The organism is Deferribacter thermophilus, from assembly GCF_049472675.1.
Taxonomy (GTDB): Bacteria; Chrysiogenota; Deferribacteres; order Deferribacterales; family Deferribacteraceae; genus Deferribacter; species Deferribacter thermophilus.
Genome location: NZ_JAPNXM010000005.1, coordinates 152,606 through 178,642, shown reverse-complemented (window position 1 = coordinate 178,642; position 26,037 = coordinate 152,606). Strand labels below are relative to the sequence as shown.

19 protein-coding genes are annotated in these 26,037 nt (G+C 29.0%); 17 read left to right on the top strand and 2 right to left on the bottom strand.

Translation table 11 applies throughout. The features are described from left to right. Position 1 precedes the first annotated feature (1 nt). From folD to wrbA, 17 genes are all read left to right on the top strand, one after another. Positions 2 to 856, top strand: coding sequence for a bifunctional methylenetetrahydrofolate dehydrogenase/methenyltetrahydrofolate cyclohydrolase FolD (folD, locus tag OWM07_RS06570; protein ID WP_423302881.1), 855 nt, complete (start codon positions 2 to 4; stop codon positions 854 to 856). Next, positions 843 to 2,186 (top strand): tRNA uridine-5-carboxymethylaminomethyl(34) synthesis GTPase MnmE, encoded by a 1,344-nt coding sequence (mnmE, locus tag OWM07_RS06565; protein ID WP_423302880.1) that lies wholly within the window; start codon positions 843 to 845, stop codon positions 2,184 to 2,186. The genes folD and mnmE overlap by 14 nt, the downstream gene beginning before the upstream one ends. A gap of 27 nt (positions 2,187 to 2,213) precedes the next feature. Next, on the top strand, positions 2,214 to 4,085 hold the full coding sequence (gene mnmG, locus OWM07_RS06560) for a tRNA uridine-5-carboxymethylaminomethyl(34) synthesis enzyme MnmG (protein ID WP_423302879.1): 1,872 nt from the start codon (positions 2,214 to 2,216) through the stop codon (positions 4,083 to 4,085). Next, on the top strand, positions 4,060 to 4,680 hold the full coding sequence (rsmG, locus tag OWM07_RS06555) for a 16S rRNA (guanine(527)-N(7))-methyltransferase RsmG (RefSeq protein WP_423302878.1): 621 nt from the start codon (positions 4,060 to 4,062) through the stop codon (positions 4,678 to 4,680). The genes mnmG and rsmG overlap by 26 nt, the downstream gene beginning before the upstream one ends. Beyond that, complete coding sequence (locus OWM07_RS06550) at positions 4,625 to 6,046, top strand: tetratricopeptide repeat protein (protein ID WP_423302877.1); 1,422 nt, start codon at positions 4,625 to 4,627, stop codon at positions 6,044 to 6,046. The genes rsmG and OWM07_RS06550 overlap by 56 nt, the downstream gene beginning before the upstream one ends. 77 nt (positions 6,047 to 6,123) lie before the next feature. After that, the gene (locus tag OWM07_RS06545; RefSeq protein WP_423302876.1) at positions 6,124 to 6,810 is read left to right on the top strand and encodes a metal-dependent hydrolase; all 687 of its coding nucleotides are present in this window, start codon (positions 6,124 to 6,126) and stop codon (positions 6,808 to 6,810) included. After that, positions 6,800 to 7,846, top strand: coding sequence for a cyclic dehypoxanthinyl futalosine synthase (mqnC, locus tag OWM07_RS06540; RefSeq protein WP_423302875.1), 1,047 nt, complete (start codon positions 6,800 to 6,802; stop codon positions 7,844 to 7,846). Before OWM07_RS06545 ends, mqnC begins: the two co-directional genes overlap by 11 nt. Beyond that, positions 7,839 to 8,987 (top strand): ATP-binding protein, encoded by a 1,149-nt coding sequence (locus tag OWM07_RS06535; protein ID WP_423302874.1) that lies wholly within the window; start codon positions 7,839 to 7,841, stop codon positions 8,985 to 8,987. Before mqnC ends, OWM07_RS06535 begins: the two co-directional genes overlap by 8 nt. Next, positions 8,988 to 10,517, top strand: a complete 1,530-nt coding sequence (locus OWM07_RS06530) for a DUF342 domain-containing protein (RefSeq protein ID WP_423302873.1) — start codon at positions 8,988 to 8,990, stop codon at positions 10,515 to 10,517. After that, on the top strand, positions 10,510 to 13,323 hold the full coding sequence (uvrA, locus tag OWM07_RS06525; RefSeq protein WP_423302872.1) for an excinuclease ABC subunit UvrA: 2,814 nt from the start codon (positions 10,510 to 10,512) through the stop codon (positions 13,321 to 13,323). The genes OWM07_RS06530 and uvrA overlap by 8 nt, the downstream gene beginning before the upstream one ends. Beyond that, the gene (locus tag OWM07_RS06520) at positions 13,310 to 14,950 is read left to right on the top strand and encodes an N-acetylmuramoyl-L-alanine amidase (protein ID WP_423302871.1); all 1,641 of its coding nucleotides are present in this window, start codon (positions 13,310 to 13,312) and stop codon (positions 14,948 to 14,950) included. Before uvrA ends, OWM07_RS06520 begins: the two co-directional genes overlap by 14 nt. Then, positions 14,951 to 18,346: a hypothetical protein gene (locus OWM07_RS06515; RefSeq protein WP_423302870.1), complete on the top strand. Its 3,396-nt coding sequence runs from the start codon at positions 14,951 to 14,953 to the stop codon at positions 18,344 to 18,346. Continuing rightward, positions 18,315 to 20,792: an outer membrane protein assembly factor gene (locus tag OWM07_RS06510; protein ID WP_423302869.1), complete on the top strand. Its 2,478-nt coding sequence runs from the start codon at positions 18,315 to 18,317 to the stop codon at positions 20,790 to 20,792. Before OWM07_RS06515 ends, OWM07_RS06510 begins: the two co-directional genes overlap by 32 nt. Positions 20,793 to 20,903: 111 nt before the next feature. Beyond that, a complete protein-coding gene (locus OWM07_RS06505) occupies positions 20,904 to 21,437 on the top strand; it encodes a hypothetical protein (protein ID WP_423302868.1) in 534 nt (177 codons plus the stop codon). Between the two features lie 311 nt (positions 21,438 to 21,748). Beyond that, entirely contained in the window at positions 21,749 to 22,486 is a 738-nt protein-coding gene (locus OWM07_RS06500) for a GGDEF domain-containing protein (RefSeq protein WP_423302867.1), read from the top strand. Between the two features lie 160 nt (positions 22,487 to 22,646). Continuing rightward, positions 22,647 to 23,240, top strand: a complete 594-nt coding sequence (locus OWM07_RS06495) for a peroxiredoxin (RefSeq protein WP_423302866.1) — start codon at positions 22,647 to 22,649, stop codon at positions 23,238 to 23,240. A gap of 111 nt (positions 23,241 to 23,351) precedes the next feature. Next, on the top strand, positions 23,352 to 23,966 hold the full coding sequence (gene wrbA / locus OWM07_RS06490) for an NAD(P)H:quinone oxidoreductase (RefSeq protein WP_423302865.1): 615 nt from the start codon (positions 23,352 to 23,354) through the stop codon (positions 23,964 to 23,966). Between the two features lie 27 nt (positions 23,967 to 23,993). Here wrbA and OWM07_RS06485 read toward each other — a convergent pair whose 3' ends face one another. Beyond that, entirely contained in the window at positions 23,994 to 24,875 is an 882-nt protein-coding gene (locus tag OWM07_RS06485; RefSeq protein WP_423302864.1) for a UbiA family prenyltransferase, read from the bottom strand. Then, positions 24,829 to 26,034, bottom strand: a complete 1,206-nt coding sequence (gene coxB, locus OWM07_RS06480) for a cytochrome c oxidase subunit II (protein WP_423302863.1) — start codon at positions 26,032 to 26,034, stop codon at positions 24,829 to 24,831. Before coxB ends, OWM07_RS06485 begins: the two co-directional genes overlap by 47 nt. Positions 26,035 to 26,037 lie beyond the last annotated feature (3 nt).

Genomic DNA, 26,037 nt, shown 5'->3' with positions numbered 1-26,037 from the left:
TATGGCAGTATTAATTGATGGGAAAGCATTATCTCAAAAGATTAGAGATGAGATTAAGAAAAAGGTTCAGGTGTATAAAGAAAAGTATGGCAAGGTTCCTGGTCTTGCTGTCATTTTGGTTGGTAATAATCCAGCCAGTAAGCTTTATGTGGAGATGAAGACAAAAGCTTGTGAAGAGGCAGGGATATACTCTATTAATCACAGGCTGAATGAAAATGTTACAAAGGATGAGCTAATATATATTATAAAAATGTTGAACGAAAACCCAATGGTTGATGGCATACTGGTTCAATTACCTTTACCAAAACAAATTGATGAATTCGAAATTTTAGAAGCTATCGATTATAATAAAGATGTTGATGGTTTTCACCCTTACAACAATGGTAGATTAGTGAGAGGAAATCCATTATTTTCTCCATGTACACCGCTTGGTGTGGTGAAGCTTCTGAATGAGTATGATATTGATGTTTGTGGTAAAGATGTAGTGATAGTTGGAGCGGGTAATATAACAGGTAAGCCTCTTGCATCTATGTTGTTAAATATGAATGCTACTGTACAGGTATGTCATATATATACACAAAATCTGAAAGAAAAAACTTTAAAGGCTGATATTTTAATTACTGCTGTTGGTAAGCATAATTTAATAACAGCAGATATGGTAAAAGATGGTGCAGTTGTTATTGATGTAGGGATCTGTAAAGTAGGTGATAAGGTTTGTGGTGATGTAGACTTTGAAAATGTGAGTAAAAAATGTTCATATATTACACCTGTTCCAGGTGGAGTGGGTCCAATGACCATAGCTATGTTGTTATATAATACATTATTATCTTTTGAGAGGAAACTTGGTATTGTTTAAAATGGATACAATTGTAGCTCCAATTACCCCATTGGTAAGATCTTCTGTGATTATTATTAGGATTTCTGGGCCAAACGCTTTTGATGTAAAAAGGTATTTATATATAAATGGAAAACAGGTAAATGAACTGAAACACAGATTTGTTTATCATGGTGAATTTATTTCTGATGAGATAAAAGATGATGTTATCTTTTATGCTTTCCATAAACCAAATTCTTATACAGGGGAAAATGTAGTTGAGATATCTTTTCATGGTAATCCGTTGATTGTACAATCGGCAATAAAGGGTATATATAAATTAGGTATTAGATTAGCAGAACCTGGTGAGTTTACAAAACAGGCTTTTTTAAATGGTAAGCTTGATTTAGTACAAGCAGAAGCTGTCTATGAATTAATTGATTCAAAATCAATTAGTGGCATACAGTCATCGTTTAATAGATTAAAAAAGGGGTTTAAGAATGAGGTTGAAGAAATAAAAAATAAAATTTTGGATGTATTGAGTGTTGTGGAAGCGTATATAGATTTTCCGGAGGAAGATTTATCTGATTTTGAACTAAACTATGTTTATGAAAGGCTTGATAGTATTCTTGAAAAGGTGGGTAATTTAGTTAAGAGTTTTGAGTCTTTTAAACATTTATCCGATGGTACTAAGGTTGCTATTGTGGGTAAGCCGAATGTAGGTAAGTCTTCTTTAATGAATTATTTATTAAGAGAAAATAGGGTTATAGTTTCAGATATACCTGGTACGACAAGGGATGTTATTGAAGAGGAGTTTTATGTAGGGTCTTATCCAGTAAAATTGATAGATACTGCTGGGATAAGAGATTCCAATGATGCTATTGAAGTTTTAGGGATAGAATTTTCCAAACAAAAACTGAATGAAGCTGATATAATTTTGTTTATTTATGATCTCGAAAAAGGTATTGATGAAAATGATCAATATATTATCAGTAAAATACCAAAAGAAAAGATTATTAAGGTGGGTAATAAATTAGACAGTAAAAAATATGATTTGGATACCGATGTAGATATTTCTGCAAAAACTGGTTTAGGTATAGAAAAATTAATTAATCTTTTAGAAAATAAAATTAAAGAATTAATATTTATAGGTGAAAATGAGAATTGTTTAATATCTGAAAGACAGTGTAATATTTTTAAAGAGATAGAAGATATTGTTTTATCTGTGAAAAATAATTTTAATAATCTTACATTAGATTTAATAGCAGTAGATTTGCACAGTTGTTTAAATAAAATATCAATATTGACAGGTGATTTATACACTGAGGATCTATTAAGAAATATTTTTGATAAATTTTGTATTGGTAAATAATGTTTCACGTGAAACAAAGGGGTTGTGATGCATATAATATACGATAAAAAGTATGATGTAATTGTTGTTGGTGCTGGTCATGCAGGCTGTGAGGCAGCTTTAGCTGCTGCCAGAATGGGTGCTAAAACTTTGTTGATAACTATTTATGTGGAAACAATAGCACAGATGAGCTGTAATCCAGCAATTGGTGGTTTGGCTAAAGGTAATATTGTTAAAGATCTGGATGCCCTTGGTGGTGAAATGGCTAAAAATATTGATGAGACAGGTATCCAGTTTAAAGTTTTAAATAAAAAGAAAGGTCCAGCAGTTCGAAGTTCAAGAGCTCAGGCAGATAAAAAACTTTATAGAGAGCGAATGATTTCAGTCTTGATGGATCAGGAAAACCTCGATGTTAAACAGGGTGTAGTTACAGATTTAGTAGTAGAAAATAATCAAATAAAAGGTGTTATAGTAGACTATGGTTTATTCTTTTGTTCAGATAAAGTGATAATAACTACAGGGACATTTTTAAATGGTTTGATCCATATTGGTGATAAAAGATACCCTGCAGGTAGAGCAAATGAGTTTGCTTCTATTGACTTAGCAGAGGCTCTTGGAAGATATTTTAAATTAGAGAGACTTAAAACTGGAACACCTGCTAGACTAGATGCAGAAACAATTAATTTTTCTGTATTAGAAGAGCAACCAGGTGATATAGAGCCAAAAATGTTTTCTTTCGAAAGTGTTAAACCAAAATTGCCTCAAATATCATGTTTTATTACTTATACTAATGAAAAAACTCATAAGATAATAAATGAAAACTTACATAGATCACCTTTATATGCTGGTGTTATAAAAGGGATTGGACCTAGATACTGTCCATCAATTGAAGATAAAGTTAAAAAATTCCCAGATAAGAATAGACATCAGATATTTTTAGAGCCTGAAGGGCTTGATAGTAGAGAGATTTATGCAAACGGCTTTTCATCATCTTTACCTATAGATGTTCAGATTGCTATGTATAGAAGTGTAGTCGGATTAGAAAATGTAGAGATTATAAGACCTGCTTATGCTATAGAATATGATTTTGTACAACCTACAAATTTATATCCAACTCTTGAGACTAAAAAAATAAGAGGATTATACTTTGCTGGTCAGATAAATGGGACTACAGGTTATGAAGAAGCTGCAGGGCAAGGGTTTGTTGCTGCCGTAAATGCTGTATTATCTTACGATAAAAAGGAATTTATTCTTGGCAGAGACGAAAGTTATATTGGGGTTATGATAGATGATCTTGTAACAAAGGGGGTTGATGAGCCTTATAGAGTATTTCATTCACGAAGTGAATATAGGTTACTTTTAAGAGAAGATAATGCAGAGTATAGATTATTAGAGTATGGTTATAAGTTAGGATTAATAAAGAAAGAAAGATATGAAAGATTTTTAACAGAAAAGAAAATGTTTGAAAATGAGATTAAGAGATTAGAAAGTATAAAGATAAAACCTGACAAAGATGTTTGTGATAAATTATCTAAGTATCAATTGACTCTTACAACTCCAGTAACTTTAAAAGAGTTTTTACGAAGACCTGAAGTTAATTATAATATAATTAAAGAGCTTTGGGGTGGAGTTGATAATGAAAGGGTATCAGAGCAGGTTGAAATTCATGTCAAATATGAAGGGTATATAAATAAACAGTTGCAAGAGGTAGAAAGGTTTAGGAAAATTGAAAATGTAAAGATTCCAGATAATATAGATTATACTAAAATAAAGGGGCTAAGAAGAGAGTTTGTAGAAAAATTTAATAAAGTGAAACCTAAAACATTAGGTCAAGCATCAAGAATACCTGGTGTAACACCTGCAGCGATTTCATTACTGCATATATATATTGAAGATGAAAAACGGAAAAGAAATATTTAAAACATATTTTAACGATGATGTTTTGATTGATAAACTAGATGAGTTTTATAAAATACATCAAGATGCTAAAATCAATCTGACTGCGATTAAAGATTATAACGATTTCTATATTAAGCATTACTTGGATAGTTTATACATTTTTAAAACGAAAAATTTAGAGTTTAAAACTTTGATGGATATTGGTTCCGGTGGCGGTTTTCCAGGTATCCCTATTGCTTTACTATATCCTGACAAAGAGGTATATTTAGTTGAAAGTATCAGTAAAAAAGCTCATTTTCTTGATGAATCTATTAATAAGCTTGATATTAAAAATGTTAAAGTAATAAATGAGAGATGTGAAAAGATAAGTTTTTTAGACAAGATAGATGTTATTACTGCTAGAGGTGTTGCTACAATAACGAAGATATTAAAATGGGTAAAGAATGTTTCACGTGAAACAAAATATTTTATATTTTATAAAGGGGAAAATTTTTTAGAAGAAATAGAAAAAGCAAAAAAGGTAATTGATAAATTTAATCTGGAGACAGAGTATGTGCGAGTTGAGAAGCCTTTTAAAAGAAGTTATGTTATTTTGTATCGTAACCATCTTAGTTAGTTGCGTATCAGTTAAAGTTAAAGAGCCAGAAGCAATAAAGGGTTATTCTGTTCTTTATTATATTACAAAGAAGGCTGATGATAATGATATCAGGTTTTATAAAAAATTAATTAATTCTGATAATCTTGGAAATAGAAATAACGGTTATGTTTTATTAGGTGGGCACTATTATAAAACTCATAAGTATAAGAAGAGTATAAAATTGTTAGAAAAATATAAATCAGAAGATGAATCGTTAGAATATGCCAGGTTATTATGGCTTTTTGACATCTATATTAGAAACCATGACAAAAAAAGTGCTGACAGTATATTAATCTCACTATTAAAATTCAATAATAAAGATGGCTTATCTGCATTAATATGCTCTCAATATGAAGTTAAGGAATATGGAAATCGATGCATAACAGAACTTTATAATAATACTTTTAAAAAGGTAGTAAAAATTAATAAAAAAGAGGAAATAAAAAAGAGGGAAGTAAAAGAGATAAAAGAAGAGAGCACTAATATAATAGACAATAATACAGTTGTATCAGAAGATAAAAATGAAATCAGTAATATTTTTGACGATAGTAAGATATGTGTTATCACAAAAAACTTTGAAAGCGATTTAATAAAAGGGATGTTGCTAAATATCAAAATAAATAATTTAGACTTTAAAATAGATTTTAAAAATGATTGTGATGGTAGATGGTTGATAAATAGTGAATCTCAAAAAATTGGTGATAAACTCTACAATGAGGTAATAGATTTTTCTTTTGACTTTAACGAGGAAGCAAAGGAAATAGAAAATTATCTTTATTTAAATGATATTGATAACTTTTATATAATAAGTTCTCAAGTTGATAATTTTTCAGAAAGAGAAATTATAAACGATGATAAGAATTTTCTAAAACAATTCTTTATTACATTTAATGATGAAAGTGATAACGAATCAGATTTTTATTTTGTTTATGTTGGTAAGTACGATAAAATATTTGAAAAGGTGCCATTAATTAAATATTTTGCTAAATATCCTGATAATATAAATCTTTTTGTTGGGACTGATTTTTTAGATACAAAATTGTTTGATGAAAATTTTTATAGTTATTTTAAGGGCAGTATCATAGTTACACCTGTGTGTTTGGTGTGTAGTGAAGATAATAAAAATTTTTATTATAGTTACAAACAGTTTTACAATATGGAACCAAATTTTGAAGCTATTGTTGGGTATGATATTATAACATATGTAAACAATGAAATTAATGAACACTTTTATAGTTCTAATTACTTAAGTGGTATTAAAGGTATTAAAAATAACACGGTCTACAGGGATTTTAATTTTTATAAAATTATTGGGAAGAAAAGGATTAAAAAATTAATCAACTAACTTTTATGATTGAAAATAAACTTTGAAATTACCATTATATATGTTAATCTTAAATATAAGAAACTTGGAGGTGTATTATGCCAACAATAAAGTGGTTAGGGCATGCTTCTATACAAATTTTAGGTAGTAAAAAGCTATTGATAGATCCTTTTATTAAAGAGAATCCAGCTGCAAAAATAGGTCTTGATGATGTAGAGGCTGATTTGATTCTTGTTACTCATGGACATCCAGACCATATAGGTGATACAGTTTATCTAGCAAAAAAGAGGAATATACCTGTTGTGGCTATATTTGAAATAACAAATTATCTACAAAAAAAGGGGCTTACAGATATTATCCCTATGAATATAGGTGGTAAAAAAGATTTTGACTTTGGTTGGGTAAAAATGGTTCCTGCAGTACATTCATCATCTATAAATGATGAGGGTACAATTTTGTATGCGGGAAATCCAGCTGGATTTGTTGTGAATATCGATGGAAAAACTATATATGTAGCAGGTGATACAGCACTTTTTAAAGATATGGAATTAATTGGTGAGCTATTAAAACCGGATTTAGCTATACTACCTGTTGGGGATAACTTTACCATGAATACTGAAGAGGCTATTTATGCAGCTAAGCTGTTAAAAGTAAAAAAGATTATACCGATTCATTTTAATACATGGGATATAATTACAGTAGATATTAGTGATTTCAAGACAAAATGTATAGATAATGGATTAGAACCAATTATATTAGAGGTAAATGGTGAATATGAATTATAAGATAACTGAAAGAATTGATAGTGATTATGCCATAGAGCTTTATAATAAGCTTGATTTATTAGAGCTTGGTGAGTTGGCTAATAATATTAGAAGAGAGAAACACCCTGATAATATTGTAACATTTGTCATTGATAGAAATATAAATTATACAAACATCTGTGTTTGTAAATGTAAGTTTTGTGCTTTTTATCGCAGTAAGGATGAACCTGATGCATATGTTATTGATAAAGAAACATTGAAGAGAAAGATTGATGAAACAAAAGAGCTAAATGGTACTCAGATTTTGCTTCAAGGTGGATTACACCCTGATTTTGATATTGAGTTTTATGAGGATATGCTAAAGTTCATAAAAGAACAAGGTGTGTGGGTTCATGGTTTTTCACCACCAGAAATTTATCATATTGCTAAAGTATCCAATTTGACTATTGAGGATACTTTAAAAAGATTGATTGAAGCTGGATTAGATTCTATCCCAGGTGGTGGTGCAGAACTTCTTGTAGATAGTGAAAGAGCTAAAATAAGTCCAAATAAAATAAATTCATCCCAATGGCTTGAAGTTATGAGGGTTGCTCATGAGCTGGGACTGAGAACTACTGCTACCATGATGTTTAAAAAAAATGATCCGATTGAATTGATTGTTGAACATCTGGAAAAAGTTAGAAATTTACAAGATATTACAGGTGGTTTTACAGCATTTATCCCATGGCCTTTCCAGCCTGATAATACTGAGCTTGGTGGAGAACATGTTACTGCCTATGAATACCTAAAAATTTTAGCACTATCGAGAATTTATTTTGATAATATTGATAATATACAGGTCTCTTGGGTCACACAAGGGCCTAAAATTGGGCAAATAGGCCTTTATTTTGGTGGGAATGATTTTGGAAGTTTAATGATTGAAGAAAATGTTGTTGCTGCTTGTGGAGCAACATATAGGATTTCTTTAGATGAGATAATACATTATATAAAAAGAGCTGGTTTTATACCGGCCCAAAGGGATATGCAGTATAATATTTTAAGGATTTTTGATGAATAGTAAAAACAAAGATTTTTTGGATATCCTTGTTGAAATATCTGAAATAATGAACATGATAACTGATATTGATTCATTGCTTAAAAGAATAGTTGAGCTTGCAAAGGAATATTTGCAGGTACAAAGAGTCTCTGTAATGTTGAAAGAAGGTGATTGTTTAAAAATAGTAGCAGGTGCAGGGCTTAATTTTGATTATAAAGATTTTAAGGTAAAAATAGGTGATGGAGCAAGTGGTAAAGTTGCACAAACTGGTGAACCATTAATAATAAATGAGATAAATGAGCCAAATAAAGATTTTGGATATCAAGCTAAATCTTATATGTGTATCCCTTTGAAAGTAAAAGAGAAAGTCATCGGAGTATTAAATATTACTGATAAAATAGATGATTATTTTGATGAGAATGATATAAAAATAGGAAAATACCTTTCATCTCAGTGTGCATTGGCAATAGAAAGATACAATTTATACGAAGAGGAAAAAAGGAATGAAAAGTTGGCACTAATTGGGAAATTTACCTCAGCAATTGCTCATGATATAAAAAACTTGTTGAATATAGTTCAGGGGTATTTAGAACTTATGGAGATTGAGATTGAAGATAATCCTGATATAAAAGAATATACTGATTCAATTATAACCGAATTAAAATTGATTCATGGACTTACACTGGATATTTTAGACTTTTCTAAAAGAAATATTCTGCTGAAAAAGGAAAAGGTATTATTAAGCGAGCTACTTAATTTAATAACCAAACATGCTAATATTATGCTTAGATTCACAGAAATTAATTTTGAAATTTATTATAATAGTGATATTGAGTTATTTATTGATAAAGAAAAGATTTTTAGAGTTTTCATGAACTTATTGAGTAACTCTATTGAAGCATTAAATGAAAAAGGGTTGATTAAACTCACAGTTGAGGTTGATGACAAGCTAGCTGTATTTGAGTTTTTTGATAATGGGCCTGGGATAAAAAAAGAAAATATAGATAAAATATTTGATCCGTTTTTTACTGCTGGAAAAATAAAGGGGACTGGACTTGGACTTGCTGTGGCTAAAGAGATTATACAAGCTCATGGAGGAGAAATTGGTGCTGATTCTGTAGAGGGTGAATATACTAAATTTATAATAAAGTTGCCAATTTAGATGATATTAAAATATTTAAAAGTTGAAAAGAAAGAAGAATTTAAAGAAATTTTAGAAAAAGTTTATAACTTAAAGAGTCATAATTATACTATAAAAGAGGAATCAGATTATCTTTTAGCTGAAATTAATGGAGAAATAGTTTTTGATTCAAAGGTAAATTTAGAGTATTTAAACAATGATTTGATTTTAAAAATTTCGCTATATCCTGATCTAAATGGTAAAAGTTATACTTTAAACGATATTTTGGAAATTCTTACAGAGGAAAATATAAAGGATATTTACACTGAGAGACTGAAAGAAGCCTTTGAACTTTATAATAAAAGGTTTGTTGTTCGAAACATTACAGTGGCACAAGGGATTCATCCGATAAAAGGGAAAGATGCAAAATTAATTTTGCATTTTGAAGAGAAGATGAAAAAAGATAAAGAAGATACACAACGAAAAATAGATTACAAAGATATTTCTAAAATAATTAATGTTAAAAAGGGTGAGTTACTTATTACAAAAATACCTGCTACCAAAGGTGTTCCTGGTGTTACGGTAAAAGGGGGTGTGATCCCTTCTGAAGAAGGTAAAGATATTGAGATAGTTGTTTTAGAAGGGGTGGAAGTATTAGATAATGGCAGAAAATATGTGGCATCTATCGATGGATATGTTGTTTTTGAAAATTTTAAATTAGCAGTTTATCCCGTATATACAGTAAAGCAGGTGGATTATTCTACAGGTAATATCGACTTTGTGGGTACAGTCCATGTAATTGGTGATGTTTTAGGTGATTTTGCCATTAAAGCTTCAAAAGATATTATTATAGATGGTATTTGTGAAGATGCAAAACTTGAGGCTGGAGAAAATATAATTATAAACCAAGGTGTAAAAGGGAAATTAAAAAATAGAATGTATGCAGAAAAAAATTTTATTTTAAGATTTGCAGAAAATGCAATCATAGAAGCAAAAGGGGATATAGTTATAAAAAATTATGCGCTAAACTGTCATTTGAAATCAGGTGGAAAGATAGTGGCTGTTGAAAATAAAGGGCAGATAGCTGGAGGTGTATTAGAAAGCTTTAATGGTGTAGAATGTTTAGAGCTTGGTAGTGTTGGTAGTGAGAAGTTTAATTTGATTGTTGGTATAAATCCGTTTTTTTTGAAATATATTGAAGAAAAAGAAAGAGAGTTAGATAAATACTTGATAAATCTAAATAAAATAGACGATACGCTCAAAAAAATTGATTTGAGTAACAAAAGTGTAAGAAATAGTGAACAGGTAAAGAAAACTTTAATAATAAGAAAGAAAATATTAGAGAAAATTGATGAGTTGAAAAAAGATATAAATGAGTATAAAAATAAACTATTTAATAAAAAAGCAAAAATAAGGGTAAAAGGGGTTGTTCATTCTGGTCTTGATATTAAAATTTGTGATGCTATTTATAAGGTAAATGAAGAAGTAAAAGAAGTTTTGTTCTTTTTAGAACCAAAATACAATCAAGTTGGTTGGGTTAGTTTAGAAGGGTTGAGCGAAATTGATGAGTGATAAAATTATTGTTAGAGGGGCAAGGCAACATAATCTAAAAAATATAGATGTTGATATCCCTAAAAATAAGCTGGTAGTAATTACAGGTGTCAGCGGATCAGGTAAATCTTCACTTGCAATAGATACTCTTTATGCAGAGGGGCAAAGAAGGTATGTGGAATCTCTTTCTGCTTATGCTAGGCAATTTTTAGAATTGATGGAAAAGCCTGATGTGGATTCTATAGAGTATTTATCCCCCTCTATCTGTATTGAGCAAAAAACAATTAGTAGTAATCCAAGATCTACGGTTGGAACCGTTACGGAGATATACGATTATTTGAGGCTGTTGTTTGCTAGAGTTGGGGATGTTTTTTGTCCAGAGTGTGGAAAAAGGATTGAGAAGTATACAGTGCAGCAGATTGTTGATAAGATATTAGAATACCCTATTTCTACAAAACTAGAGGTATTATCACCAGTTGTAAGAGGGAAAAAGGGTGAATACAAACAACTGTTTAAAAATTTATTAAAAGAAGGGTTTGTGCGAGGCTATGTTGATGGGGAACTTATTAGATTTGAAGATGCTCCAGAACTTAATAAAAATATAAAGCATGATATAGAAGTTGTAGTTGATAGAGTAATTATTAAAGAGGATATCAAAAGGAGAATAACAGATTCTGTAGAAGTAGCGCTAAGATTATCTGATGGTTTGGTTATTGTAAAATCTGGAGATGAAAGGAAGCTTTTTAGTGAAAAATTTTCATGTGTTGATTGTGGTGTAAGTTTTGCTGAAATTGAGCCAAGGATTTTTTCATTTAATAACCCCTATGGTGCATGTCCCGAATGTGATGGTATAGGTAGTAAAATGATCTTTGATTTAGATTTGATCATACCAGATAAAAGATTGTCCATAAGGGATGGAGCAATTAAGCCTTGGGAAGGGGTTGATGATTTTTATTTTTACAATACACTTTTAACTTTAAGTGAAAAATATAATATTGATTTGAATAAACCTGTTGATGCATTGGAAAAGGATAAATTGGATATTTTATTATATGGGTTAGAAGAGCCTTTAGAAATGTACACTTTCAAAGGTGATAAGAAAATTTTTTATAAAAAGAAATTTGCTGGTGTCCTTGGGTATTTAAAAGAGAAATTATATTCAACAAGTAAGTCAGATGTGGATTTTGCAAAGCAATTTATGTCTGAAATGCATTGTGAATTGTGTAACGGCACAAGACTGAAAAAGGAATCTTTGGCTATAAAAATAGGGGGTAAAAATATTGCAGAAATATCTGGGATGACAATTGAAGAGTTGTACGATTTTATTAGAGAATTAAGGTTTGATGGTTTTAGGGCTAAAGTTGCTGAAAGGGTTTTGCGAGAGATCGAAAGAAGGTTGAAGTTTTTAGTAGATGTGGGTTTAGAATATTTGACATTAAATAGAAGCTCTGGAACTTTAAGTGGAGGGGAATCTCAAAGGATAAGGCTTGCTACCCAAATAGGAGCAGGCTTGACTGGAGTGTTGTATGTATTGGATGAGCCCAGTATCGGTTTGCACCAAAGGGATAATGACAGACTTATAAAAACATTAAAAGGGTTAAGAGATATTGGCAATACGGTAGTAGTTGTAGAGCACGATGAAGATACAATCTTATCCTCTGACTGGGTAATCGATATGGGTCCTCATGCTGGTAGAAATGGTGGTGAAGTTGTATTTTCTGGAACTCCTGAAGAGTTGATAAGGTGTGAAAAATCATTAACAGGAAAATACTTATCTGGTAAGCTTACGATTGATATTCCGCATGAAAGAAGAAAAGGGAATGGTAAATATATAAAAATAAAGAATGCTAGAAGGCATAACTTAAAAAACATCGATGTGGCTTTTCCTCTTGGGACTATGATTTGTGTAACGGGGGTTAGTGGTTCTGGCAAATCGACACTTATAATAGATGTGCTTTATGACTCTGTTGTTAGAAAGCTGAGAGGTCAAAATGTTAAGAAAGAGAATTGTGAAGATTTATTAGGTATTGAAAATATAGATAAAATAATTGATATTGATCAAAGCCCAATAGGTAGAACACCTAGATCAAATCCTGCTACATACACGGGTGTTTTTACAGATATTAGAGAGATTTTTGCCATGACAGTTGATGCAAAGAAGCGCGGCTATAAAATGGGTAGATTTAGTTTTAATGTAAAAGGTGGTAGATGTGAGCATTGTCAAGGGGAGGGGTATATAAAGATTGAAATGCATTTTCTCCCAGATATGTATGTAAAATGTGATGTTTGTCATGGAGCAAGGTATAATAGGGATACGCTGGATATAACCTATAAAGGGAAAAATATTGCAGAAGTTTTAGATATGACGGTAAATCAAGCTTATGAATTTTTTGAAAATATACCAAAGCTAAAAAATAAGCTACAAATTTTGCGAGATGTTGGGCTTGGTTATATAAAGTTAGGACAGCCAGCTACAACATTATCAGGTGGCGAAGCTCAAAGGATTAAACTTGCAAGAGAATTAATGAAAAAGATGACAGGTAAGACTTTATATTTATTTGATGAGCCTACAACTGGTTTGCATATGGATGATGTAAAAAAACTAATTGATGTTTTTTACAGATTGGTAGATGCTGGAAATACAGTAATTATTATTGAGCATAACTTAGATGTGATAAAATGTGCTGATTATATAATTGACCTTGGACCAGAAGGTGGTGATAAAGGGGGTAATATAGTATTTTGTGGTACACCAGAAGAGTGTGCAAACTGTAAAACATCTTATACTGGACAATATCTAAAAGGTAAATTACATGCAAAGGTTTAAAAGTTTATTAATAGTTTTTATATTTTTTACTTTTTGTGGAAGTATATATGCAGATATAACTTCTGATTATAAAAATGCTAAAAAGGATTTGTTGTATATAGAAAAGTCAAAAAATGTTTCTAGAGAGTCCTATATTTTAACTGCAGAAAAGTTTTATGAAATTTACAGTAAATATCCCAAATCTTCATTAGCTGATGATGCACTTTATTTGTGTGCAAAAACTTACTTAAAATCGTATGAAAGGTTTAAAAATGTAAATGATCTAAATAGTGCTTTAAAATATTTTAGACTCCTTGCTGCAAATTATAAATCCAGATGGGCAGCTGATGCTTATTATCAAGCAGCATATATCTATTATATCAAAAAAGATTATATGAGTAGTAAGTATATGATAAAAAAGCTTAAATCTAAATATCCAAGAAGTTCAGTAATAAAAAAAGCAAATATTTTATTAGCAAAGATTGAAAATGACACAAGTAAGAACAAAGTGACAAAAAAGACTTCTTATAAAAATACTAATAACAGTTCAAAATATGTAAAAAAAACTAATAAGGTATTAATTGAAGGAATTAGATATTGGTCAAATAAAGATTACACAAGAATAGTTATAGATTTAAATGAAGAAGCAAAATTTGAAAAACACTGGCTTAAAGAGAATAAAAAGTTAAATCTCCCCCCAAGATTGTTTGTCGATATTTTTGATTCTGATGTATCAAAAAAAATACCCAACACAATAGATGTAAAAGATGGTCTAATTAGTCGCATTAGATGGGGGAAATTTAAAGATAATGTTATTAGAGTTGTTTTGGATACAATATCAGTGGATGATTTTACAGTCTTTCAGCTTACAAACCCTGCGAGGATTGTTATAGATGTATCAAGTAAAGGTGGATTAAAGAGTTATGTTGTTAAAAACATAGATGATAAGAGCAATTATAATGATACCCTTGCTTCTGTTTTTGGATTGAAAATTAAAACAATTGTTATAGATCCAGGACATGGCGGGAAAGATCCTGGATGTAACTATTATGGCCTAAAAGAAAAAGATATCGTTTTGGATATAGCTCTATATTTGAGGGATCTTTTGAAAAGTAAAACGAACTTAAAAGTTTTACTGACAAGGGATAGAGATATATTTATTCCATTAGAAGAAAGAACAGCTTTTGCCAATAAACATAAAGCTGACATATTTGTTTCAATACATGTTAATGCAAGTAGGAATAAAATGGCAAAAGGTGTAGAGACTTATGTTCTTAATGTTACAAAGGATAAATCAGCACTGGAAGTAGCAGCATTTGAAAATCAGGCTACAGAAAAATCTTTATCAGATCTACAGGGGATATTAAAAGATATCATGCTCAACTCAAAACTTGAAGAATCTTTGTTGTTAGCCAAAGATGTTCAAGATAATTTGGTTTCAAATCTTAAAAGTGTTAATCTTGGTGTAAAACAAGCTCCATTTTATGTTTTAGTTGGTGCAAGGATGCCTTCAATTTTAATTGAGACAGGGTTTTTGAGTAATAAATATGAGGCGAAGAAGTTTGCAGACAAAAATTATCGAGCAAAAATTGCTGAAGGGATATATAATGGATTGATAGCATATATAAAAAAATATAATGGCAATTAAATGGTCAAAAAGATACTCTTAAAATTTATACATTTTATTGTAATTTTGATACTCTTTATCTTTACATTGGTTTTATTGATAAATGTTTTTTCTAAAAATCTGATAAATAACTACATTAATAATAAGTTTATTGAGGGGATAAATGTTAATGTTGGAAAAGTTAGCAAAACCTTAATCCCATTTTACATTGAGTTGTCTGATTTGGTGATAACTACCAATGAATTCAAGTTAGTAATAAAAGATGTAAGCTTGGATGTAAGTATTAAAGAATATTTTCAAAATAAACCTTTTATTAGTGCAAAAATTAAATCCCCTTATATTACTATTTTAAAGCATGGAAATAAAAGTGATGATTTTGATATATCAACATTAAGATATTTAAGTTTTATAAAAGAGTTAAGTATTAATAATTTTGTTTATGAAGATAAAGTTAATAACTTATTAATAAGAGATGAGAGCCTTTTATTAAACAGTAAAAAGTATAAAAAACTTTATTTAGAGAATATAAAAGTTAAAAAAGGGGGTATTGAGAGTAATATCTCTGATATTATAGCTGATTTTGCGATATCTGAAAAAACGCTTCATGTTAAAAAGTTAATTGCCAATGGGGAAGATATTAAGCTTGATTTAAACGGTTTGTTAAATGAAGATACTTACAGTGGTAAGTTTTATGTTTTTTTAGATGAAGGATTTTTTAAGATTTTAAATCCCCACCTATCTGGACAATTATCATTAAAAGGGGAAAGTAGAGATGGTATTTTTCAAATAGATGTGATTACCAATAATATCAAATATCGTGATGAATTGATAAAATTATCAGCAAAAGTTGAAGGGGATAAAAGCAAAATTTCTTACAAAATAAAACAGCTGGCTATCGGTAATAAATCTTTTAAATCTAAAGGATGGAGTGATTTTAGAAAGATTAAGGGTGAGTTTGAAGCTTTAAATGAGTTTTTTATATATAAAGATAAAAAATTTCATTTTTTACTTAAAAGAGGAAAATATGAATTAGATTTAGTTAATTTCTTTGGGATATTAGAGCTAGATGTGGAAAGTGATGAGAAATACAAGGTAGTCTCAAATTTTAAATATTTTAGAGAAGGATTGATTTTTGAAAAATTCAAAATATTAAGCCAAACAGCTTCTTTGATGGGTAATGGTACTTATTTAAATAAAGAAGTGAAATTTTCACTTTCTGGGAATGTCAAGAATAATTCGGATCTGAAAAAAGTTTTAGATATAAACCATAATTTAGATGTAACAATAAAAGTAAAATATCAAAATGATAAAATTAATTTAAAAGCCAGTTTTAATGAGAAAGGTAAGACAAATTATCACAAGTTACTTCTTCGTAGATTAAGGGGGAGTCTAAACTATGATGGTAATGCGTTAGAAATTTTTACTGAAGCAAGTATAGAAGATGGAACTTTGATTTTAAATGGTATAATGGATAAAAATGGAGAATCTTTCGATATTTATTTAAAAAATGTAAAGTTTAGTAATGTTCTAAAATATTTTGATGTACAAACAAAGATAGATAATAAGGTTGATGGTAAGGTAAATGTATTAAAAGTAAATAATGATATATATGTTATTGGTGAGGTCTCAAAGATTGAAAGTATTGAAAAAACAAAGATACTCTTTGAATATAGGGATAAAAAGCTTCTTTTTACTGACCTTATTTATGACAAATTTTTATACAAGGATGTTGGATATATCAATTTTAAAACAAATAGTGTAAAAGCTTCAATAAAAGAAGATCAAACTATTTGCTTATTTGACAAGTTATGTTTGGATAATTTTTCATTAAACATTAAAGGTAAACTTAATAATCCTGAAATCTCATCAAGATTTGAAGGCAATTATGAAAGAAATGCGTTTGATGGAAGAATTGATGGCAATCTAAAATTGTTGCATGGTGTGGTGAAGCTAAAAGGTAAAGATGTTTTTGCAGAACTGTTTTTGAAAGAGCTAAAATTATTAACTGGGTCAATAAATATTCAAAAATATAAGGTAAATGATGATATTGAGGTTAGCTCAATTATAAATTTAGAGAGTAACGACTTAAAAATAATAAGTTTAAGCTCTTATCTTTCTTTGATTTACTATAAAAATGAAGAAATAACTCTTAGAAATCTAAAAGGGGAGTTTAAAAACAATAAGCTATATATTAACAGTGGTACCATCGATAGTCGATATATTAAAAAAGTAAAAATTAAAATGGCACAATTTGATAAAGATAACTGTAAGCTGATATTGCTACCCCAACAATTAAACTTGGAAGATAAATTAATAGCAAACTTTAGAGGTGATATAATTCTTTTAAGTGATTATAAAAATGTGGATTTAACAGCTGATTTAAACGGAAATGGTAGTATTTATCTACCAGAATATGGTGTGGATCTGGATATTCTATATCTTAATATATCAATTTTAAATAAAGAGTTGAAAGCTAATTTATTTGCAAAAAAACTTGATGAGAAAGTAATTGTTTCAGTAAGTTCTATAGATTATTTAGATATTTCTAAATTTAAGATTTTAGTAAATGGCGAGAATATTTTTGTTTCAAAAAGTGGGTTTGCAGGAACATTAAGCTATAGCTTAGAGAAAAAAGCAGATAGTAGACTTGTAAAAGGGGATATTTTTGTAAATAAAAGTGTTTTTGATTTTAAAAAGATGAATATGGTCTCAAATAACGAAAGTGGAAGGATTGATCTACCTTTTGATATTGATGTTGAAATAAATACTGTGAACCCTACAATTTTAAAAGATAAGTTTGTTGATGCTAAAGCAAACATAAATTTAAAAATTGAATATAAAGATAAAAAATTTGAAGTTTCAGGAAAGATAGAGTCTTTTGAATCCTATTTAATATTGGCTGGTGAAAGATTTTATGTGGAAGATGGGTATCTACTGATTGATAAAAATAAACCACCTTATATTTATACTAAAGCTTCTGGAAGTGGAAATTTTAATAATCTATTTATAACAGTTTATGGTTATTTGCCAGAATATACAATTTTTATTGAAGATTTAAATCCAAATAGCAGTGAGTCAATTTATAACAGGTCAGAAATAAGGTCAAAAAATGTAATCTCTTCATTTTTTACAGGTACACTCTTAAGAGAGCTGACAAGATATACAGAAAAAATCTTTGGTATTAATAGGATTGGATTAGAGGAAACATCTGTTTCGGGTTCTCAAATGAAAGATTATTTTAAAATTGGTCGTAAGTTTTCAGATAGATTTGAGGTAAAATATTTAGTTGATACAGATGGTGCAGGTAGTGACTATCTAACAGGGGAATATTTAATTTTTGATTGGTTAAAATTAAATGTGAATTATTCAAATTTAGAGGGCGCTGGTGCGGGTATTACTTTTTTTATTAATTATTAATACATTTTGTTATGCTTTAGAAATAAATGAAATAAAAAATATATGCAATAATTATGGTTACGGTTTTACCAGGGAGGTATTAGATTTTTTTAAGATTAGGGATTTAGATGTAGATAATAAATGTTTTGTTAAAAGATTAGATTTTAAGAGTTGTAAAGTAAGGTTTAAAGGTAATCTTGTCTATCTTGATAGCACATTGAAAAGGGTAGCTAATATAAAGAATAATGAAATTAGAAGTGATAAAATTGATTTAGTTGTTAAAAGGGTTAAAGATTTTTATGTTAAAAATGGGTATTTGGATACGGTTGTTACTCATAAGATTGAAAAAGATAGTTGTATTATAAACATAAATGAGGGGAAACTCTATGTTATTACCAAGGTTGAAGCTGTAAATTTGCCAATTGAATATAAAAGTAGTAAACTTGATATTTTTACTACAAAACGGCTAAATGAATTATTAGATGATATTACAAAAAAGCTCAATGAAAATGGGTATTTTAATGTAATCTTAACATACGATTTGGAGCCTACATCTTATAATTACCCATTTTTTGATAAAGATAAAATATTTTCTAGCGTGTTCTCATTGTTACCTTTTTTTCATCAAGTTGTTAAGATAAAAGTTTATATGAAACAAGGGGAAAAATATGACCTTATTATAAAAGGGGTTAAAGATAAAAAAATAAAAAGTAAGCTAAAAAGACTATTTATTGATGAAGTAAAACAGATTGATAGCTTCAATATTGGTGTGTTTAAAATAAAGGCAAAAGAACTATTAAATAAACTGGGGTTTGAGAAGGGTTATGTAACGGTATCTATTTATAAAAATGATATAATAATTAAAGTTAATTATTTAAAGAGATATAGAGATATTAAAATAAATGTTAATGTGGAACCCTTTAACAAAAAAATTTATGATTTTGCATTAAATTTTATAGAGCAAGATATATATAACTTTGATCTTAAACTACTAAATAATGAGCTTAGAAAGATAGGTTTTGAGGAAGGGTTTTTAAAAACAACAATTTCAAAAGCATCAGTATTAGAGAAAGATAATGTTTATTATATCAATGTGAATATAAAAATACACAAACAGATTAAAAAGATAAAAGTGTTTTTAAATGGGAAAGAACTTTTTAGTACAAAAGTGGATGGTATAAAAATTGATTACGAACAAATTAAATACAAAATTAATTCAATTTTAGAAAAAAAATACTATTACACTTATGTAGAATTAGTAAATCAAACTGAAAGTAATGATTCTCTTAGACTATATTTTAACTCAGATATCCAAAGACTTATTTTGAAAGATATAATCTATTTTCATGATGCTAATATATACAAGCCTGCAATAAAAAGATATTTTAAGAAAGATAAATATATTACTGTGGAAAAAATAAATAAGATTAGAAGTTATTTAAAGCGGGTTGGGTTTTATTCAGAAAGTGGTGTAAAGGTTTCAATTTTTGAAGATAAAGGTATTTTACTTATTTACAACAAAGTAAAGAATAAAAACCAAATTTATGGAGGTTTTGGTTTTACCAATGTAAGCGGCTTAAATCTTTATTTAGGATATAGAAGGTTTGATCTATTTAATCACAATTTCAATTCTTTAATTTTTAAATCTTCAAATGAGTTTAAGTTTCATCTGAAATTATTGGGGTATAACTTTTTGGCAGAAGATTTATTTGATGAAGAAGGGGCTATTTATAGTGAAAAGATCAAAGTCAATTATGATATTAGGTCTAAAAAGGTTTACTTACAACTTTCAAAGTCAATAAATGAGCATTTTGTAAATGTACAGCTGTTTTATGAAAATTTGAATGAATATAATATCGATTTCAATATTAAAGATTTGAAAAAGTATAATGGAGATGATATATTTGCTTTAGGTATTAATGTTAGATATAATAAATTTGATATTACTTTAAATCCATCCAATGGTTATTCTTTAAAACTTGCAAACAATTTATATTATAGCGATAAAACTTTTTCTTCGTTAAATATAAGTGCGACTTTTTATAAAAGGATTAAAAATTATTTGTTAAATATAAGTGGAGATATAGCTAAATTTTATATGGGGGAAAATTACTTGCCTTTGAGCTATAGATACACTTTGGGTGGTCCTTCTTATATGAAAGGTTATGGTTTTGAAAAAATAGGGAAAAAGGATATAAATGGAAGAGTATATGGCGGTAATTCTAAAACATATTTTGAGTTAGGGCTTTCAAGGTTTTTAGTAAAGAATGTACTCTTTGGGGTATTTTTCGAAACAGGTAACGCAACTGATAATTTTGCTGACCCATTTTTTTATAAAGATATAGGTGCAAAACTGGAAATTAGGACACCAATAGGCCCTTTTAAATTAAGTTATGCTAATAATTATTTGTTTAACAATTTAGATAAATCTCAGGCATTTTATATAAGTTTTGGACAAATATTTTAATAAAAGTAATTTCATTAAAAGTTAACTAAATAGCATATCATGTTGTAATATATTGACATGCTATTTTAAATAAACTAAAATTATTAGAAAATTTTATTAAGTTAATCTAAAATGCCAAGATTTAGATCTATAAAAAGGGAAATTTTTAAGACTATCTTTTTTAACTCCTTGATTATAATTTTATCTTTTGGAATATTTATAGCTATACTTGCTTATGACACTACTATTAATCAGGTAAGATCTTACCTTATTCAGAAAAACTTATCATATAAATACTTAATAGAAGGCTATTTTATAAAGTTTTATAATTATATAAAGGTGATTAGCTCTGATCCAAAAGTAAGAAATATTTTTATGAATAAAGAGGGGAAAAATTATGTATTAAAACTTTTAAGAAATTTTGAAAAAGCAGATAAGGATATAAATTATATTTATATTGGTTTACCTGATGGTTCATTAATTATTAATGGTTACGAACCACCCCCTAATTATAACGCTACAGTTCGCCCTTGGTATAAAATAGCACTAAAAAATATACCAGAGATTTCAGAAGGGCTACCTTACCAGGAAATCAAAACAAAAGAGTGGCTTGTATCACTCAGTAAAGTTTTATTAGATGATAATAAAATATCGGTGGTGTTATAGCAATTGATACAAGTTTACAAAGGCTTATAAATATTTTAAACAATGAAAATGATAAATTATTTAAGACTCAAAATACATTTGTTATTACAAACAATGGAACAATTATCATTCATAAAAACCGAGAGCTTCTTCGAAAAAATTTTTATAAAATTTGTAAAGAAGCAACTTATAAAAATAGTTTTGAATGTATTTTTAAAAGTTCAAAAAGGCTTTATGTAATAAATGACATAAACAAAGTAGATTGGAGAGTTATTACAGAAATAGATAAAAAGGAAATATTTTTAAACTTTTTAGATAAAGTTTTTTTGGCAATGGTTTTTGTTATATCTATAGCCACTTTTACAGGTTGGGTTTTGAGTAAAATTTTAGGTGGAAGGATAATATTACCTGTTTCATATCTTAGTAATAGAACTAAGTTGATATTAAAAGGGGAAAAGCCAAAACATGAGTATAAATACCCAGAAAATGAGATAGGGCAGATAGCAAACTATTTAGAAAAATTGACTACAGAAGCTATTTATCAAAAAAATCTTGAATTACAAAAATTAAATAATGAGCTTAAAATTATGTCAGAAACTGATCAATTAACCAAAATCTATAATAGGAGAAAAATTGAGAGAAAACTTAATTCTGAATTTATGAGATACAAGAGGTATAAACGAGTATTTTCAATTATTTTATTCGATATTGATGATTTTAAGTCAATAAATGACACTTATGGTCATAATTCTGGGGACTTTGTTTTGATAGAAGTATCAAACATAGTTAAGGAAAGCATAAGAAAATCTGATAGTTTTGGTAGATGGGGAGGAGAAGAGTTTATTATATTATGTCCTGAAACAAATGGAGTAAATGCAAAAGTTCTTGCTGAAAAAATAAGAGAAAGAGTAAGTAAACACAATTTTGGATTGGATAGAAATGTTACAATTAGTGTCGGGATTGCAGAAATGAATGATAAAATAGAAGAGTTAGATGCTCTATTAAGTCAAGCCGATAAAAATCTATATAAAGCTAAAAAGCAGGGTAAAAATAGATGCATTTTTGAATAACAAATCGGGTATTAATTAGTCAAAAAATGTTAAAATATCTGTAAAAACTAAATTTATATCCAAAAAGATTAAATAAGATAAAATTTGTCTTAAAAAAGTGTTGACAAAAAGATTGAATTAAATTAGAATTATTATAAATAAAACAACAAAGGAGGCGGTTATGAGTTTAGTAACAAAGCAGGCACCACTTTTTGAAGCTGATGCAGTTTATAAGAAAGAATTTACAAAGGTTAAATTGGAAGATTACAGAGGTAAATGGGTTGTACTGTTCTTTTATCCTTTGGATTTTACTTTTGTATGCCCTACTGAGATTACAGCATTGAGTGATGCTTATGAGGAATTTAAGAAGAGAAATTGTGAAATTATAGGTGTATCAACAGATAGTAAATTTTCTCACCTTGCTTGGATTAATACTCCAAGAGAAGAAGGTGGTTTAGGAGATATTAATTACCCACTTGTTGCTGATTTTACAAAAAAGATTTCAGAGGATTATGGAGTATTATTACCAGCTGGTATGGCTCTTAGGGCAACATTTATTATTGACCCAGAAGGTGTAGTTCAATTTGAACTTATTCATGATTTAGGAATCGGTAGAAATGTGAAAGAGATTTTAAGAAGCCTTGATGCTTTACAATATACCCGTGAGCATGGCGAAGTATGTCCAGCTGGATGGGAGCCAGGTAAAGAAACAATGGTTCCAGATCCAGAAAAAATGAAAGAGTTCTTTAAAAAGGTCCCAGAGGGACACTTCTAAAATAAAGACCTCCCAAACATTGCCCCCACTCTTGGGGGCTTTTTTATTTTGTACCTTGTATAAAAACAAAAAAGTCTTATTTTAATTCCTACTAAAACGGTGGAGGAAGTTATGGTTAAGCTTTATATAGTTTTTTATAGCTTATATGGACACACTTATAGACTTGCTGAGGCAGTAAAAGAGGGTGCAAGTAGTGTAGATGGTGTAGATGTAAAGTTATTTCAAGTTCCAGAACTTATGTCAGAGGATCAGCTCAAAGCAGCAGGAGCTTATGAAGCAAAGCAGAGTTTTGCTCATGTTCCAGTGATAACTGTTGAAGAGCTTGGGAATGCAGATGGCGTTATATTTGGGACACCTACAAGATTTGGGAATATGGCATCTCAGATGAAAAACTTTATAGATCAAACTGGTAGCCTATGGATGAAGGGTGCATTAATCGGAAAAGTTGGATCAGTATTTGTGAGTACAGCATCACAACATGGTGGGCAGGAAACAACAATAACAAGTTTTCATACTGTCCTTCTTCATCATGGGATGGTTGTAGTTGGTGTTCCATATTCAGAACAAAGACTTCTAAAAATGGACGAGATAACTGGTGGCACCCCTTACGGTGCTACAACTATGGCTGATCATGATGGAAGCAGGTTGCCAAGCGAAAACGAATTGGAGATAGCAAAATTTCAAGGTAAATATGTAGCAGAAATAACTAAAAAGCTAAGAGGATAAGTGATTGCAGCCTTAAGGGCTGCTTTTTTATAAAAACAAGTAAAAAAGGATAAGTAAAATAATAGAAAAATTGATTAAGATAAATTTCAAAGTGGCATTATTTGATTTGAATATTTTATAAAAAATAGTAATCTCGATTAACACAAATAACAAAAGTTTATTTAAATCTTTTTCCAGATGATAAAAGGTAAAAACCAATGAATAAAAATAGGTTGCAAGCCATAGGTTTGTAATAAGTGAATAATTTTTCTTATTTAAATTATTTATTAAAACCTTATAGTTTGAGTTTTTGTAAGAATTTTCATATTTTTCTGTTAAAAATAAAAAGTGTGGCACTTGCCATAAATAAAATGTTGTGGCTACAAATATTATTTTATAGTTTAGATAATTGTTTTCGATAAACCAACCTATCAAAGGTGGTAGTGCTCCACAGATAGAACCAATAAGAATTGCAAAAGAGGTTTTTGTTTTTAAAGGTGTATAAATCAAATGATAAATGATAAAATTTAAAAGTAAAAGATAAAGAATATTTTGATTTTTTATAATCAGTGCAATTAATAAAGATAAAAAAATGAAAAAAATACCAATAGCTAAAGACTTGTATGGATCAAAATAACCAGTAACCAAAGGTCGATTTTTGGTTCTTTCTAAATTGGCATCCGTTTTCCTTTCTTGAAACTGATTTATGATTGAATTTCCAAGAAAATGGAAAAATACTGCAAATAATACAGACAAAGTTTTGTATGAAAAAGGATATCCGCTGAGCAAAAAACCGAAGTAAGTAGAGCAGAGTATCAATATAAAGATATTGAGTCTAGTTAGCTTTTTAATATTTAAGTAGAACTCAGCTATATGCTGAGCCCTACTGTAAAGATTTGATATATTCGATAAGAGATTTGATCTGTTCATCAGTTAAATAATCGTATGGCGGCATAATGGGGTCAAAACCCTCAACAATTTCCTCTTCAGGTTTCTTTATGGAGTTATAAAGGTAGTTTTCATCAGCTACAATTTCAACTTTTTTACCATTTTTAATCACTATATGTTTTTTATTGTATAAATTTTTAAATGATGGTGCAGCAAGTATCGAACCATCAGTAGAATGACAACTAGTGCACCCTTCGTCTTCAGCCAGTTTCTCCCCAATTTTTTTCAGATTAATCTCTTTTTTACCCAATAAAAGCTCAATTAAGAGTTGTAAGTCTTCATCTGAAATTTCGTCTTTGTAAGATGGCATAATATTTTCGAAATCTTTTACGATTTTTGCAGCAGGATTTAAAATTGATTCTCTTAAATAATTTTCATCTACCATTATCTCTTTTTCAGCTCCATTTTCTATAACAATTCTTTTCTTACCCATTAAATTATTTAAAGGTGGACCAGCAATTACAGAACCATCAAGACTGTGACAATCAGAACAACCATATTTATCTAATAGTGTAGGTAAGTCATTAACTTTTGCTACATCCTCTTTCTTTTCAAGATACGCCATATATTCTTCTACTGTTACAACATGTACTTTAGAAATCATATATGCGTGTCTAACACCACAATATTCAGCACATAAAATGTCGAAATCGCCTAATTTATCTGGATTAAACCATGCGTATGTGACCAAGCCTGGTACAGCATCTATTTTTATTCTATAAGCTGGCACATAAAAGCTGTGGATTACATCTTTTGAAGTAATATTTAATTTTACAGGTTTGTTAATGGGAACATATAACTCTTTATCTGTTTTACCATTTGGATAAGTGAATTTCCAAGACCACATTTTTGCTTCTACACCTATTTCAATAGCATTTTTAGGAACAGTTCTTAAGGCAACAAAACTGTTCCATCCTGCAAAAAACATACCAATAACTATAATTGTAGGGATTACTGTCCAAAGTGTTTCTGCTATAAGGTTCCCTTTTATATCTGCAGGTTCAGGATTTTTATTTTTATTATACTTTATTAAAAATAGAACAATTGTGATTGTAATCCCGATTAAAATTATGATTGCTATTGAGAAAATGAAGATAAAGGCAAAATCTACTTTTTGAACAGCATTTACTTGTGGATACATATA

Excerpts from the sequence above, each read along its gene's own strand:
- OWM07_RS06500 (WP_423302867.1), top strand. The coding sequence starts at position 21,749 with ATGGTTTTTGTTATATCTATAGCCACTTTTACAGGTTGGGTTTTGAGT.
- OWM07_RS06520 (WP_423302871.1), top strand. The coding sequence starts at position 13,310 with ATGCAAAGGTTTAAAAGTTTATTAATAGTTTTTATATTTTTTACTTTT.
- folD (WP_423302881.1), top strand. The coding sequence starts at position 2 with ATGGCAGTATTAATTGATGGGAAAGCATTATCTCAAAAGATTAGAGAT.
- OWM07_RS06515 (WP_423302870.1), top strand. The coding sequence starts at position 14,951 with ATGGTCAAAAAGATACTCTTAAAATTTATACATTTTATTGTAATTTTG.
- OWM07_RS06530 (WP_423302873.1), top strand. The coding sequence starts at position 8,988 with ATGATATTAAAATATTTAAAAGTTGAAAAGAAAGAAGAATTTAAAGAA.
- coxB (WP_423302863.1), bottom strand. The coding sequence starts at position 26,034 with ATGTATCCACAAGTAAATGCTGTTCAAAAAGTAGATTTTGCCTTTATC.
- rsmG (WP_423302878.1), top strand. The coding sequence starts at position 4,060 with ATGAAAAACGGAAAAGAAATATTTAAAACATATTTTAACGATGATGTT.
- OWM07_RS06535 (WP_423302874.1), top strand. The coding sequence starts at position 7,839 with ATGAATAGTAAAAACAAAGATTTTTTGGATATCCTTGTTGAAATATCT.
- OWM07_RS06505 (WP_423302868.1), top strand. The coding sequence starts at position 20,904 with ATGCCAAGATTTAGATCTATAAAAAGGGAAATTTTTAAGACTATCTTT.
- mqnC (WP_423302875.1), top strand. The coding sequence starts at position 6,800 with ATGAATTATAAGATAACTGAAAGAATTGATAGTGATTATGCCATAGAG.
- OWM07_RS06545 (WP_423302876.1), top strand. The coding sequence starts at position 6,124 with ATGCCAACAATAAAGTGGTTAGGGCATGCTTCTATACAAATTTTAGGT.
- OWM07_RS06485 (WP_423302864.1), bottom strand. The coding sequence starts at position 24,875 with ATGAACAGATCAAATCTCTTATCGAATATATCAAATCTTTACAGTAGG.
- OWM07_RS06495 (WP_423302866.1), top strand. The coding sequence starts at position 22,647 with ATGAGTTTAGTAACAAAGCAGGCACCACTTTTTGAAGCTGATGCAGTT.
- uvrA (WP_423302872.1), top strand. The coding sequence starts at position 10,510 with ATGAGTGATAAAATTATTGTTAGAGGGGCAAGGCAACATAATCTAAAA.
- mnmG (WP_423302879.1), top strand. The coding sequence starts at position 2,214 with ATGCATATAATATACGATAAAAAGTATGATGTAATTGTTGTTGGTGCT.
- wrbA (WP_423302865.1), top strand. The coding sequence starts at position 23,352 with ATGGTTAAGCTTTATATAGTTTTTTATAGCTTATATGGACACACTTAT.